Here is a 14,979-nt window from a genome sequence, read left to right as displayed (position 1 = left end):
GCAAGACCTCTTATTCTCATTGTGAAATAAGAGGTTTTTTTTAACTATTTGTATGATACAATGGCACACGGATAACAAGGATTTCACACCGTTTTAATTCTGATTTTAATGAACGTCTCTTCGAGTGATTTCGAATAGTAATGCGACAGCTTTACTATTCGAAATTGTATCGAGAAGCCTTTAAACCTAAAGTTCTCGATACATTTTAAAGAAAAAGCTATCGCATTTTCCTTTAAAACGAACAGACGGGGACGAATTCTTCAATTACCGATATGTAGCTTGGTGTAATAAAATCTATCAGGAGATAGCAACCTTTGTCAAATTTTAAAACTTTGACAAAGGTAACAGTATAAAAAAAAACAGCAAATCAACATAAACAAACCACTCTTCTCCCCTTTGCTTATTAACTTAAAAAAACAAATGCAACAGTCTTCTTTTTTTTGATAAAAAATCAAAAAAAGCAGTTAGTTATTTATTTTAAATAAATTCTTTTTTCCTACATTATTTTGTTAATTTGTGTATTTCATCGATTTTATATGCACTTAATCTATGTTTTAGACAAAAAACAAATACCTTTAATTCATGAAAAACAATTTTAAGACTCTATTTTAAAACAAAAACAGAGAATCATTAAACTGTATTACCATGAAGAAAACTACTTTACCTCTTATTAGCTTATTTACGCTACTGCTATTTATAGCTATTCCTTTTTCAGGTTTAGCACAATCACCTAAAACGTATTCCGCTTCGGGGACTTTTACAGTTCCCGCAGGAGTTACTACAGTAGGAGTAGAAGCTTGGGGAGCTGGTGGTGGTGGTGGATCAAGATCTGGCTCAAATGGAAGAGGCGGTGGTGGTGGTGGTGGTGCTTTTGCAGCAAATCCAACAACTCCTGTATCTGCTTTATCTGGTGCATACTCTATAACCGTTGGAACAGGGGGTGGTGCGAATACATCTGGTGGAAACTCTTCATTTGCTACTTTAGTCATAGCTGATGGTGGTAACGGAGGAACAAATAACTCTACTGCAGCTGGTACTGGTGGTACAGCAGGAGCATCTACGGGTACTATAACACGTGATGGTGGTAATGGTGCAGCTGGTGGTGCTTTAAGTTCTGGTGCTGGTGGTGGTGGAGCTGGCAGTGGAGGTAATGGTTTATCTGCATTATTAGCCGTTGGTGGTGCTGGTGGTGCTGGTGGTGGTGGCAATGGAGCAGCTGGTGTTTCAGGAAACACAAATGGACTAAATGGGAATACATTTGGTGGTGGTGGTTCGGGAGCTGTAAGGACTTCAGGCACTCGAAATGGTGGTTCAGGAGCCAACGGTCAAGTAATCCTTACTTGGACTTGTCCAACTTATAGTTTAACGAGTACCGCTATAGCTTCGCCTTTGTGTACAGGTAATGGAGCTACAGTTACACTTACAGGAGGAACTGGATTACCAACCGGAAATTACACCGTAACTTATAGCCTTACTGGAGCAAATACTGCTACAAATGCTACAGCTACAATGAGTGTAACATCAGCAGGTACAGGGAGTTTTACAACTAGTACTTTAAATAATATTGGTTTAACTAACATACAGATTACCAATCTTTCGAGTGGTGTATCGCCAGACAATTGTAGCAATGCAATAACAGTTAATAATACAGCTAACGTTACGCTAACCGCTGTGCCAGCACAACCTAGTGCAATAACAGGAAGTACTTCTTTTTGTGGTGGAACATCTCAAAGTTATAGTGTAACCAATGTTCTTGGAACTACTTATACTTGGTCTTTCCCTGCTGGATGGTCTCAAACTGCTGGAGGAACTACAAACTCAATTACTGTCACTACTAACGGAAATTCAGGAACTGTAAGTGTTACTCCGTCTAATAGTTGTGGTAATGGAACTGCTCAAACATTAGGAGTAACATCAAACTCACCAACAGCCGCAGCAGGAAGTGCTTTAACAACCATTTGTTCAGGTGCTACAACAGTAGCATTAGGTGGATCATTCGGAGGAGGTGCTACGAGTGCAGTTTGGTCTGACGGTGGTGTAGGCGGAACATTTACTAACAATACTGGAAGCACGCCAAACACAACCACTTGGACAGCACCTGTTGCTTATACAGGAACAGCAACGCTAACACTTACCACAGCTGGTGGTAGTTGTGGAACTACTACAGCATCTAAAACACAGGTTGTAACTACTGGTGTTTTTGCAACTGTAGCCAGTAGTGCTATAACAGTTAACGGTTCGCTAACTTCACCAGCATTAGGAGGAAGCCCAGCCTCTGGGACTTGGACTAAAATTTCGGGACCTTCAGGAACAGTTACTTTTAGCAACGCATCCAATGGTTCGTCAACGGCTACAGTACCTACTATTGGAACTTATGTTTTTAGATGGACAGTAAACAATTCTTGCGGAACAACTTCAGCAGACATCTCTGTTACCTATCTTGATGCCAACTACCACAGAGATTACACTTTATTCTATGAAGATTTTGACGCTACAGATGGAGGTTGGACAAACACAACCAACACTAATGGCTCATGGACAAGAACAGACACATTCACTGGGGTAGCCGAAATTGGAGAAAATTCATTTTGGAGAACCAATAACTTTAATGATTATGCGAATAATGCCGTTATAGAAATTACCAGTCCTGTTTATAATTTTACAGGGTATGAAAATATGTTATTCAATATAGATGTACGTTACGACACGGAAACAAATGTAGATGGTATGCGCATACTATATTCTATCAACAATGGAGCCTTTGTACAATTAGGAGCTTCTGGTAGCGGAATAAATTGGTACAATTCTACATCTGTATCCGCACTAGGAAGTAATGGGTGGAGCGATAACAATGCAACTGCAGCTTTAGCTTTTACACCTGTAGGAGTTGGTCCAAATCGATTTATCAGAGCTACTACTCTATTAGCAGACGGAACTTTTAGAAATCAATCAAACGTACGTTTCAAAGTAGAATTTAGATCCAATGGTTCAACTACTGACAATGGAGTTGCCTTTGACAATGTAGGAGTAGAAGGAGATGCTATTGTAGCGCTAGCTGATTCTCCTATTGCTCCTGCCAACATCAATCAAAATTTAAGACTATGGTTCAAAAGTAATGCAGGAATAGCTGCTACAGATGGATCACCATTAACGGCATGGGAAGACCAAGCTTATGATACTAGTAGAGCCGACTTAATTAATAAAGAAAATGTAAAAGCATTGACTACAGATGCTCCAACATATAGAGATAATGCTGCGAGAAACTTAAATTTTAATCCCGTAGTTGATTTTAATGCAGCTAATAAAGACTATATGAATGGTAAAGGAGGCTTGTACTCTCAAGATTATTTTGTGGTGGTTTATCCTGATGATGTAACACAAAACACCATGGGAACTAACGGAAGACAAATTCCTCTGGGTGGAAAAAGTGATGAACAAAGTTTTCACGAAGATCCTACTGGATTAGGATTAGGAAACACAACAGCAAGATACAGTACACCAGAAGTTATAGCACACAACGTAGGTGCTTATGCTCCTGGATCAGGCTCACCTACCCCAGGTGTTGACTCCTATGGAAAATCATTTTCATCTACAACTGTTACTTACAACGAACCGCTTATTATAAACGTAAAAACTAACTCAAGTGGCACTACAACAGAAATTTATAAAAACGGAATTAAAATAGACAATCTTGACGGTAGAACTGGAGACACTGGAACAGGTAGCTTATTAAACTTCTATGAGTATAAAAACCTCCCTTTTTATCTAGGAACAGGACGAAGTGGTATCAGTGGTAGAGCTTTTTCTGCTCTAAACGGAAGACTTTCAGAAGTAGTAGTTTACACTGCTCCAAACAGTGCTTTAAACCAACAAAAAATACAAAGTTATTTAGGTCTTAAATACGGAATAACGCTACATGCAACAAACAGTAGTAATGTATCAGGGGTAAGTCTTACTACTCGACTTAATGATGTAAATTACATAGATTCAGCTGGAAATATAATCTGGAATACTATTGGAAATACAGGATACAATTATGACGTTGCCGGTATTGGTAGAGATGATGACTCCCAATTGTACCAAAAACAATCTAAAACAGTTAATACCACTGACGATATTACTATTGGATTAAACACGATAGCAGCAACAAATAATCTAAACCCTAACACCTGTAACAACAGAAACTTCTTGGTTTGGGGTAACAATCAAGGCACTTTAGCGGCCCAAGCACCTGTTATTGTCGATATGAGTACAGGAATAACTCCTACATTAACCACAAACGTTGAATTTGTATCAGTAGGAAGAACATGGAAAGTTGTAGAAGTTGGAGGAAATGTTCCTACAGCTAGAGTATCCATCCCTTCTATCATGCTTACTGCTACCATAACACCTCCTGGCGATTTCTTGATGTTTATATCTGATACTCCAGTTTTTAACCCAACTGCAGAATACAGGGTAATGAGCGTAAACGGATCCAATCTAGAAACTTCTTATGACTTTGACGGAACAAAATACATCACTTTTGGGTATGCTCCAGAAAGAACATTCGAACGTTGTATCAAGTTTAACGGTACTTCCGATTATTTAGATGCTGGAAAAGTATTAGACTTAACTCCTGCTTTTACCGTTTCGGCTTGGGTAAATCGTACTACTGCCAACAGAACCATTTTTTCTAAAAGAAACAGTACTTTTACCGAAGGTTATGATTTAAGTATCAATGCAGCAGGAAGAGCAGAAATGAGCTGGTTTGTAGGAGCTAGTAAAAAAACAATTACCTCATCAGCAGTAATTCCTGTGGGTATCTGGCATCATATTGGTGTAAGCTTTGACGGTACAACTGCTAAAATCTATATTGACGGAATAAATGCCGTTAGTACAAATCTAGCAGGAACTCCAACAGCGGCTACCAACCAATCGTTCTTGATTGCAGCAGCAGATGGCGTAGCTCCAACTTCATACTTTAATGGATCAATAGACGAAGTTCGAGTATGGAATGTAGCCCTAAACGATGCTCAATTCCGATATGTAATGAATCAAGAAATTTTGAGAAACGGAACCGCTACAAATGGTGCTATTGTTCCAAATACCATTACGTTAAACGAAATTAGCAGTATTCCTTGGGCAAATCTTATGGCTTATTACCCAATGTCAACTTATACTTATACTAATGCCAAAGACATATCCAACAACAACTATACGGCTGCATTAAGAAATGTAGTAACCGTTGACAGACAAACCGCTCCTCTACCCTATATATCAGCGGCAAATGCGCCGTGGGAAAGTGCAGGAACTTGGACTAATAGTACATTACAGTACATTCCGAACAGTAACTCTATAGAAAATGGGACAAAAATTAACTGGAATATCGTAAGATCAACTCATAACATCAGCTCTACTACAGACAAAACTGTACTAGGACTATTTGTCAATAGCGGTACTATAAGCGCAACCAACAATACTAAAATTGAAGTGTCGCATTACCTAAAATTAGACGGAAAAATAGATTTAGTAGGAATGTCACAATTGGTGCAAACCCAAGGAAGTGACTTGGATGTAACCAGCGCAGGATCTATCGAAAGAGACCAACAAGGACAAGCCAGCAAATACAATTACAACTATTGGAGTTCTCCTGTTAGCCCAATTAATGGCACTGCTAACAACACGAATTATACAGTAACTGGTGTTATGAAAGATGGGTTTAATACCACTCCAAGAAACATCACTTGGAACACAACTTATGATGGTGTGGCAGGAAATGCTGGCACTCCTGTAAGTTTAGCTCGCTATTGGTTATACACATTTGATAATTTACCCGATTCTTACGCTAACTGGCAATCAATAAGCGAAAGCTTTTCACTTCGTGTGGGGCAAGGATACACCTTAAAAGGAGCTGGTACAGCAACTAATTTCACTTTTGTGGGTAAACCAAATAATGGCACCATAACTGGCAATAGTGTTAGCGCCAACCAATTATTACTGGTAGGTAATCCTTATCCATCAGCAATAGATGGTTATCAATTTATCAATGACAATGCCAATATTAACAAAGGTAATGGTAATGGTGTAGCAACTGACGGAACATTATATTTCTGGGAACACGCACCAAGCAATAACTCTCATACCTTATGGGAATATGCTGGAGGCTATGGAGTACTTAATTTAACTGGAGGTTTACCTCCTGTGGCTCCTGCTGGTATTAATGGTGTAGGAACAAGTTCTAAAACTCCAAAACAATACATTCCGGTGGGTCAAGGTTTCTTTGTATATGGAAACGGAACTGGTGGAGCAGTTAATTTTAACAACGGACAAAGAGCTTTTGTCAAAGAAACAGATGCAACCTCAACTACCCTATTTAGAACCAAAGGAACAAGTAAAATCCCTCAAGTAATCAATAGCAACACGACGGTAGCTTACAAAAAAATACGTTTGGGTTACAACAACAAAGACAATTACCACCGTCAGGTATTGATTGGCTTTATGGATGACAAAGCCACTAACGGTTTTGACAATGGTTATGATGGCGAAATTATGGATGATTTTCCTAACGATATGTATTTCTTAAACAGTGGTAAACAACTGGTCATTCAAGGAGAAGGTTATTTCAATACCAATATGACTTATCCAATTGGAGTGAAAACAAATACCGAAGGAAAAGTAAATTTCACTATAGATGAAATAGAAAACTTTGACCCTCAACAACCAGTGTTTATTCATGATAATCTAACAGATACCTATCATGATATTAGAACCCAAAATTATGAAGTGACTTTGCCAGCAGGTACAAATAACTCTAGATTCAGTTTGCGTTTTATTGACAAAACATTAAATGTGACTCAAAACACTGTTAATGATATCAGAGTATCTCACATACAAAACGGAAATATTGTTGAAATCAAAAACGACTTACAAGACATTACTGTTGAAAAACTGACTTTATTCAACCTCTTGGGTCAAGAAATGAATAGTTGGAAACTGGATAATCTAGACCAACAAAACATTCAAGTCCCTCTGACAAATGTTAGTGCTGGAGTATATATCATAAAAGTAAAAACAGCTAAAGGCGAAAGCAGCAAGAAAATTATAGTAAACTAAAAGAAAGGTTTTACTAAAATTATTGCAAACATTTTATTGAAATAAGAAAGTTAAAAGATTAGTACTCGTCTGTTCGAGTGTTTTATTGAAAAATGCGACCGCTTTTTTCAATAAAATGTATCGAGAACACTACTACCAAAGACTTCTCGATACAATTTTTAATAGTAAAGCTGTCGCATTACTATTGAAAACCACTCGAAGAGACGGAAAAACCATTAACTTCTTTACAACGTTTAAAGTTTCGTCATACACAACCTTAAGCAAACATTAACTCGTTTCCTTATTGGAAATAAAATATTCTTGCCTAAATTTGAACCACACTTTAAAGACAAATTAAAAATCAAAATAATGAAAAAAATAATCATCGCAGTAGCAGTTGTTTTATTCTCTATCAATGCTGGAGCAAATGAAACCAAAACAACCACAAAAAAAACTACAAAAAAAGAATCTTGTTGCTCTAAAAAAATGAGCGCAGACGAAACTAAAAAATGTGAAGCAAAAAGCAAAACTGAAGACAAAACAAAATCAAAAAGTTGTTGTACCAAAAAATAAAACACATTCTTACAAAAGCAAAAAAACGTCCCGATTTCTCGGGACGTTTTTCGTTTAAAAACTTTGTCAAAGTTCAAAACTTTGACAAAGTTTATCAATATCTAAATTACAACAAAGCCTCTTTGAGTCCTTCAAAATCAACTAAAACCTGCTCGCCAGAAACTAAATTTTTCAAAGCAAATTTCCCTTCTTTCATTTCTGATTCTCCAACAATTACTGCATAAGGAATTCCTCGCTTATCAGCGTGTTGAAATTGTTTTCCCACTTTTACATTATCAGGATACAATTCGACTTTCACCCCAAAACTTCTCAATTGACTAATAGCTTGCATCGAATAGAAAGCTTCTTTTTCTCCATAATTAATGAACAACGCTTTGGATGTCGAAGTCACCGTTTCCGGGAATAAATTCAACTCTTCGATAACCAAATAAATTCGGTCTAAACCAAAAGAAATTCCTACTCCACTCATATCCTTCAAACCGAAAATCCCAGTCAAATCATCATATCGCCCACCGCCACCGATAGACCCCATCGAAACAGTTTTAGGCGCAGCCACTTCAAAAATAGCACCTGTGTAATAATTCAATCCACGAGCGAGAGTCACATCTAAATCTAAAACCGCTTTATTCAAACCCAAATTAGCAACGTTGTCACAAATAAATCGCAACTCTTCTACTCCTTTTAATCCTTCTTGAGATTCCGTTAATAATGTTGAAAGTTTTTCTATTTTCTCTGAAATGGTTCCAGTAAAATTGAATAACGGTTGTACTTTTTCGATTGCCGATGCTGCAATACCTTTCTCCATCATTTCCGTTTTTACTCCGTCCTCGCCTATTTTGTCGAGTTTGTCTAAAGCGACTGTAAAATCGATTAATTTATCTTTAGCACCAATGACTTCTGCAATTCCCGAAAGAATTTTTCGGTTATTGATTTTAATCGTTACGCCTTCCAAACCTAATTGTGTAAAAACCGAATCGTACAACTGCACTAATTCTACTTCCTGCCACAACGATTTTGAACCTACCACATCGGCATCACATTGAAAAAATTCTCTGAAACGCCCTTTCTGCGGACGATCAGCACGCCAAACCGGTTGAATTTGGTATCTTTTGAATGGAAATTCAATCTCACTTTGGTGTTGCACCACATATCTTGCAAATGGAACTGTTAAATCGTAACGCAATGCTTTCTCGGAAATACTAGAAGTCAATTTATTACTTTCTTTATTTTCTAATAAAGTAGTATCAGCTTTCGCCAAATAATCTCCCGAATTCAAAATCTTAAAAATCAATCGGTCGCCTTCTTCTCCGTATTTTCCCATCAGGGTTTCAGAGTTTTCGAACGAAGGTGTTTCTATCGGTTGGAAACCAAATTTCTCGAAATTACTTTTTATGGTTGCTATAATATATTGACGTTTTGCCACCTCGGCAGGTGAAAAATCTCTTGTTCCTTTTGGAATACTTGGTTTTGATGCCATTTTAATAAATTACGAATTAAAAATTAAAAATTAAAAATTACGAATTAAAATTCCTTCAAACCCAATTGCTTCGCGTTTACGAGCAGAGCTCTCGAGTATGATTTTTAATTTTTAATTCGTAATTTTTAATTCTCAATGCAAATATCTTGTTTTTAAAATAAATATCCCATCATCTAAAGCAAACTTGTAACAAAAATTGTAATTTCGTGTCAAATAGCCACTATGTTTAAACTATTTCGAGAAAACGTCCGAATTGCAATTGGTTCTATCCGAACCCAGTTATTGCGTACCATCCTTACTGTGTTGATTATTGCTATAGGAATCACGGCTTTGGTCGGAATTCTGACAGTAGTTTCGGCTCTCGAAAATACATTATCTTCGGATTTTGCTTCGATGGGAGCCAATACGTTCAACATCAATCGATACGAAAGCAATACCCGACAACGTGGCGGCGAAAGAGAAATTATCAATCCTATTATTTCCTATCCACAAGCGGTCGCTTTCAAGAACAAATACAGCTATCCTCTGACTCAAACTTCTATTTCTTTTACAGCTACTTCTACCGCCGAAATTAAATTTGAAGCCACTAAAACTGATCCCGAAAACAAAATCGTAGGAGTGGATGAATATTTTATGGCCAACTCGGGTTTAGAAACCAGTTCGGGTAGAAATTTCACCGAATTCGACATTAAAAACAATACGTATAATTGCATCGTAGGTTCCGATTTTGAAAAAGGATTATTGAAAGATGTCAATCCAATTGATAAAATAATCTCCATTCGTGGTGCCAAATTTAAAGTCATTGGAGTTTTAAAAGAAAAAGGATCCACCTTTGGCAACAGCCAAGATTTAAGGGTTTTAATTCCGATTCAAGTTGCCCGTTCTTTGTTTACAGCTCCCAACATCAATTACACGATGAGCATTATGGTTTCCAAAAAAGAACTCTTGGATCAAGCCATTGACAATGCCAATAGTACGATGCGAAGAGTACGCAAATTGAGTCCTGTAAAAGACAACAATTTTGCCATTGTTCGAAGTGACGATTTAATCAACAAAATATTGAGCATTACACAATATCTGGGATTGGCTTCTTGGGTTATTGGCATCATTACCATTTTGGGTTCGTCTATCGCTTTGATGAATATTATGATTGTTTCAGTCACGGAACGTACTCGTGAAATTGGCGTTCGAAAAGCATTAGGAGCCAAAAAAACTACCGTTGCTTTCCAATTTTTTATAGAAACTCTACTCATTGGACAATTAGGAGGTTTGGTTGGAATTATTTTAGGAATCGCAATAGGTTATGCCATAGCTACAGCTATAGATTTTGTGTTTGTTATTCCTTGGGGCGCTATTTCTGCAGCTTTTTTGACCAGTTTTACGGTAGCCATCATTTCTGGTTTGTATCCAGCGATTAAGGCTTCGAAACTCGATCCGATTGAAGCGTTGCGCTATGAATAGTTCGAGGTACGAGATAGTAAGTACGAAGTACGAGGTGGGAAGTCAGAGGTAGGATATGCTAGGTAAAAAAGGAAAAAATCAAGGAGTTAAACAGAGTAAAATTAAATTATAGATTATGATAGATATGAAAGCAAGAACTAAAAAGTTTACTATCGATAGTTCTTTTTTATGTTCGAAATTGCCAGTTTCTCGGGAGCTTAATGCTTATGTCAATCAGTTAATTAGGTATTCAAGTTCTGTTGGAGCGAATTACAGAGCATCACAAAGAGCAAAATCGACTGCAGATTTCATTAATAAGTTAAAAATTGTGGAGGAAGAAGCTGATGAAAGTTGCTTTTTTCTTGAAATAATACTTGAGATAAATAAAAACCAAGACCTTAAAATTGAAATTGAAAAACTTTTGAAAGAATCAAATGAAATTTTAGCAATTGTTGTAGCGTCAATAAAAACAGCCAGAAACAACTTGGACAAGAAGTGAAACTTTAGTTACTTTTACACTTCGTACTTCGTATCTCTTGCCTAGCACTTCGTACCTCATACCTCGAATGTCGTACTTCGTATTTCCTACCTCGCACTTCCCACCTCGTATCTCGTACTTCTTACCTCGTACCTCGAATCATTCTATCATTACCGTAAATATCCTTACGCAATTCAATATTTTTAAAACCCATATTTTCAAGTAATTCCAACATTTCTTTTCCTAAATATTGATTGATTTCAAAAAATAATTGTCCGTTTGGAGATAAATTTTTTTGAGCCAATTCGGCTATTTTTCTGTAAAAAACAAGCGCATCATTATCAGCAACAAATAATGCCAAATGCGGTTCGTTGTCCAACACATTTTTCTTGATCTCTATTTTTTCGAGTTCCCGAACATAAGGCGGATTCGAAACAATAATATCAAAAGAAGTGGGAAGTGGGAAGTGGGAAGTGGGAAGTTTTCCTAAATCGTCGGTTTTTAAAATATCAGTTTTAATAAAATTAACCTCCACTTGATTCATTGTCGCATTTTTTTGGGCTGTAGCCAAAGCTTTTTCCGAAACATCAATCGTAAAAACTTGTGCATTCGGAATATTTTTTGCCAATGAAATGGCGATACAACCACTCCCCGTTCCAATATCTAGAATTTTTAGTTGATTTGTTGATTCGTTGATTTGTTGATTCGTTATGACCCATTCTACTAGTTCTTCAGTTTCTGGTCTAGGAATTAGTACATTTTCATTGACTTCAAAATCCAAACCATAAAAACTCGTTTTTCCTAAAAGATATTGAATTGGATTTTCTAGTTTCAATTGTTCTAAAATTGAATTCCAAAGTTGAATTTCATCGTCTGAAAAAGTCAAATCGGGAGTTAATGCCAAATCAATTCTTTTCAACTGTTTTTTATCTTCTAAAATCAAATAGAAAAAACTTTCTGCTTCGCCAGCATCATAAATGGTGGAAAGTTCTTGAATAAATTGGGTTCGGTATTCTTTGATTTTCATAGGAAATGCAAAATTTAGGATACAAAAATAGCTATTGTTATTCTGCTCAAGTGGATTTTACCACAAAAAAATAAAACAAAATTGCAACGAAGGCACAAAGAAAAAAACTTGCATTTTCAAATTAAAAAAAACCTTTCAAAGCAGTGTTATTAAGCTAAGTATTCATTCTCGTCTGTTCGAGTGTTTTATTAAAAAATGCGATAGCTTTTTTTAATAAAATGTATCGAGAACTTTCTATTTCAAAAGGCTTCTCGATACAATTTTGAATAGTAAAGCTGTCGCATTACTATTCAAAATCACTCGAAGTGACGGCAAAAAGCTTATCTCAATAACATTGCTCTGTGAGATATTATTTTTCATGTAAAATAAAAAAAGCGTACTTAATAAACTTTGTGGATTTGCGTCTTTGCGGCAGAAATCACTACTTTTGTATCTGTGAAAACCAACAAAAAATACATCCGTCGCTGCATTGAATTAGCACAAAATGGTTTAGGAACAACCTATCCTAATCCGATGGTGGGAAGTGTTATTGTGTGTGAGGGCAAAATCATTGGCGAAGGCTGGCACAAAAAAGCAGGAGAGCCACACGCCGAAGTCAATGCTGTGAATTCCGTAAAAGACAAATCGTTGTTAAAAAAATCGACTATTTACGTCAGTCTGGAACCTTGTAGTCATTTCGGAAAAACACCGCCTTGTTGCAATTTGATTATCGAAAACGAGATTCCGAATGTCGTTATCGGAACAGTTGACCCTAACATAAAAGTCGCTGGAAACGGCATCAAAAAACTAATTGAAGCTGGAATAAAAGTAACCGTTGGTGTTCTCGAAACAGAATGCAACGAGTTGAACAAACGCTTTTTTACATTTCACGAAAAGAAAAGACCTTATATCATTTTGAAATGGGCCGAAAGTCAGGATGGATTTATTGCTCCTTCATCCAAAGCAGAACAAAAACCAGTTTGGATAACCAATGAATTTTCACGACAGTTGGTTCACAAATGGCGAAGCGAAGAACAGGCTATTCTTGTGGGAACACAAACTGTTATTGACGACAATCCAAAACTAGACGTGAGAGATTGGACAGGAAACAATCCTATCCGAATTGTTTTGGATCAAAACAATCGCATTCCGAAAGACAGCAGCATCTTTAATAATCAAGCTAAAACGATTGTTTTTTCGAAATCTGACACTTCAAATCCTAAAGAAATCGATACCTTTGAGGGAATTGATTTTGGAAAAAATATGGCGCAACAAATCGTTGACAGATTACACCAACACCAAATCCAATCCATGATTATTGAAGGTGGACGACAAACATTGCAGACTTTTATTGACGAAAATCTTTGGGATGAAGCACGAATATTCACAGGAAACAACTCCTTCGAAAACGGAACCCAAGCACCAACACTAGCTTTTAAAAATATTGAAAAACAAGCGGTCGGAAACGACACACTTATAATAACAAGAAACTATGATTGATACTATCATTTTTGATTTTGGCGATGTTTTTATCAATTTAGATAAACAAGCCACTATGGATGGACTTAAAAAATTAGGTTTATCGCAATGGAACACGGATTTAGATAATTTGAACATTCAATTCGAAAAAGGAGAAATTTCTAGAGAAAACTTCTTGCTTGGCTTTCAAAAACAAATGCCCAAAGCTTCTATTGAAGAAATTGAAGAAGCCTGGAATGCTATTTTATTGGATTTTCCCTTGAAAAGATTGGAGTTTTTACAAAAATTAGCTACCAAGTACCGTTTGTTTTTATTAAGCAATACAGATTCTATTCACATCAATACTTTCGAAAATAAAACGGGTACTTCTTTTTACAGTGATTTTTACCAATGTTTCGAAAAAGTGTATTTCTCTTTTGAAATGGGAATGCGTAAACCCGATGCCGAAATTTACAATTATGTATTGGCACAACACGGATTGATTGCTAAACATACTTTATTTGTTGATGACAAGAAAGAAAACACAGATTCTGCAGCTTCATTGGGGATTAATGTTTGGAATCTTCAAGTAGGCAAGGAAGATGTCGTAGATTTATTTTCAAAAACTGAATTGAATATACAGTAAATTGTCATTGCCATCAGGGCATTCGCTTTAAAAAAAGAAAAAATTAGCCACGAATTGCACCAATCATCACTAATTTTTCTCAAAATTTAAAATTGAATTGCACGAATTCTGTATGTTTTAAGAATTCGTGCAATTAAAAACGAATTGTAATTCGTGTTTATTAGTGTAATTCGTGGCGAAAACTTTTAAAAGCGAATACCTCGCATTGCCATTGAAAAATGAAAGACACCTATAAAACAATCTCCGTTCATTCAACGGAGATTTTATTTAAAGAAAAAAATAGCAAATTCTTTGGTTACGCCTTCCCTATCCAATCAGAAACAGCAGTAAAGCCTATTATTGACGACTTACGCAAGCAGCATCCTCATGCCGTGCATTATTGTTATGCCTATCAAATTGGGACAGATAAAATAATGTACCGCGCCAATGATGATGGCGAACCCAGCAATTCGGCAGGAATGCCTATTTATGGACAAATTCAGTCTTTTGACTTGACCAATGTGTTAATTGTAGTCGTACGAATTTTTGGTGGCATAAAATTGGGCGTTGGCGGATTGATTGCTGCTTATAAAACCACAGCGCAACTCACGCTCGAATCATCGGAAATCATCGAAAAAACAATCGATGTTCATTACTTGATTTCGTTCGGTTATAAAAATATCAACAAAGTGATGCGGGTTATCAAGGAAAAAAATATCGAAATTGTAAACCAAAAAATGGAAATGAGTTGCGAAATTGAAATCCTAACCCGAAAAAAAAATGCCGAAATGATATTCGACATCTTCAATTCTATGTTTGAAATTGAGATTAAACCCAACTTTTCATAATGC

The 14,979-nt window shown here is 36.5% G+C and carries 9 protein-coding genes; 7 read left to right on the top strand and 2 right to left on the bottom strand.

Translation table 11 applies throughout. The features are described 5' to 3' along the window. The first annotated feature begins 645 nt into the window (after positions 1 to 645). Both OZP15_RS04645 and OZP15_RS04640 read left to right on the top strand, forming a co-directional pair. Positions 646 to 7,092 (top strand): DUF8693 domain-containing protein, encoded by a 6,447-nt coding sequence (locus OZP15_RS04645; protein ID WP_281337141.1) that lies wholly within the window; start codon positions 646 to 648, stop codon positions 7,090 to 7,092. Between the two features lie 348 nt (positions 7,093 to 7,440). Then, complete coding sequence (locus OZP15_RS04640) at positions 7,441 to 7,644, top strand: hypothetical protein (RefSeq protein WP_269227314.1); 204 nt, start codon at positions 7,441 to 7,443, stop codon at positions 7,642 to 7,644. 106 nt (positions 7,645 to 7,750) lie between these two features. Here the strand turns inward: OZP15_RS04640 and hisS are convergent, their stop codons facing one another. Continuing rightward, complete coding sequence (gene hisS / locus OZP15_RS04635; protein WP_269227313.1) at positions 7,751 to 9,121, bottom strand: histidine--tRNA ligase; 1,371 nt, start codon at positions 9,119 to 9,121, stop codon at positions 7,751 to 7,753. Between the two features lie 222 nt (positions 9,122 to 9,343). Here hisS and OZP15_RS04630 point away from each other — a divergent pair, with 222 nt between their 5' ends. Together OZP15_RS04630 and OZP15_RS04625 are read left to right on the top strand one after the other, a co-directional pair. Next, positions 9,344 to 10,582: an ABC transporter permease gene (locus OZP15_RS04630; protein ID WP_281337140.1), complete on the top strand. Its 1,239-nt coding sequence runs from the start codon at positions 9,344 to 9,346 to the stop codon at positions 10,580 to 10,582. A 115-nt stretch (positions 10,583 to 10,697) separates the two neighbouring features. Continuing rightward, the gene (locus OZP15_RS04625; RefSeq protein WP_281337139.1) at positions 10,698 to 11,060 is read left to right on the top strand and encodes a four helix bundle protein; all 363 of its coding nucleotides are present in this window, start codon (positions 10,698 to 10,700) and stop codon (positions 11,058 to 11,060) included. 121 nt (positions 11,061 to 11,181) lie between these two features. Here OZP15_RS04625 and prmC read toward each other — a convergent pair whose 3' ends face one another. After that, positions 11,182 to 12,066 carry a peptide chain release factor N(5)-glutamine methyltransferase gene (gene prmC / locus OZP15_RS04620; protein ID WP_281337138.1) on the bottom strand — a complete coding sequence of 295 codons (885 nt, stop codon included), beginning with the start codon at positions 12,064 to 12,066 and terminating at the stop codon, positions 11,182 to 11,184. A gap of 435 nt (positions 12,067 to 12,501) precedes the next feature. Here prmC and ribD point away from each other — a divergent pair, with 435 nt between their 5' ends. The 3 genes from ribD (at position 12,502) to OZP15_RS04605 (ending at position 14,976) form a co-directional block, all read left to right on the top strand. Then, complete coding sequence (gene ribD / locus OZP15_RS04615; protein ID WP_281337137.1) at positions 12,502 to 13,545, top strand: bifunctional diaminohydroxyphosphoribosylaminopyrimidine deaminase/5-amino-6-(5-phosphoribosylamino)uracil reductase RibD; 1,044 nt, start codon at positions 12,502 to 12,504, stop codon at positions 13,543 to 13,545. Next, on the top strand, positions 13,538 to 14,149 hold the full coding sequence (locus OZP15_RS04610) for an HAD family hydrolase (RefSeq protein WP_269227311.1): 612 nt from the start codon (positions 13,538 to 13,540) through the stop codon (positions 14,147 to 14,149). The genes ribD and OZP15_RS04610 overlap by 8 nt, the downstream gene beginning before the upstream one ends. A 218-nt stretch (positions 14,150 to 14,367) precedes the next feature. Continuing rightward, on the top strand, positions 14,368 to 14,976 hold the full coding sequence (locus OZP15_RS04605) for an IMPACT family protein (protein ID WP_281337136.1): 609 nt from the start codon (positions 14,368 to 14,370) through the stop codon (positions 14,974 to 14,976). Positions 14,977 to 14,979: the final 3 nt, after the last annotated feature.

This window comes from Flavobacterium eburneipallidum, from assembly GCF_027111355.2.
Classification (GTDB): domain Bacteria; phylum Bacteroidota; class Bacteroidia; order Flavobacteriales; family Flavobacteriaceae; genus Flavobacterium; species Flavobacterium eburneipallidum.
Note: the sequence above shows the minus strand (reverse complement) of the source record. Positions and strands in the feature narration are given on the sequence as shown.